The following is a 256-nucleotide window of genomic DNA, read 5'->3' as shown; positions in this document are numbered from 1 at the left end:
GTCACCGGGCAGCATCACGTCGAGGATGACCAGGTCTGGCACGCGCCGCTCGATCGCCTGCCAGAGCGCTTTGCCATCGCAGGCGACGTCTACCTCGTAGCCATGCTGGCGAAGAAACTTCTGTAACAGGTCGAGCACCTCGACATCATCGTCGACGATCAGCAAATGGCTCACGAAAAAGCACCACGAACAAGGTAACCAAGCGGTACTTTAAGGCCATCACCCTGCGGCCGTCATATATTTCAACCCGGTAACA

Annotated in this window: 1 protein-coding gene; it reads right to left on the bottom strand. The window is 56.6% G+C overall.

All coding sequences use genetic code 11. The annotated features are described in order from the left end of the window. Positions 1-174: response regulator (locus tag SB756_RS32350; protein ID WP_410913539.1), on the bottom strand; the 174-nt coding region annotated here is incomplete at its 3' end. Positions 175-256 lie beyond the last annotated feature (82 nt).

Source organism: Pseudomonas sp. SIMBA_068, from assembly GCF_046534705.1.
GTDB classification, from domain to species: domain Bacteria; phylum Pseudomonadota; class Gammaproteobacteria; order Pseudomonadales; family Pseudomonadaceae; genus Aquipseudomonas; species Aquipseudomonas putida.
The sequence above is the reverse complement of the archived record's forward strand: the minus strand, read 5'-3'. Positions and strand labels throughout refer to the sequence as shown.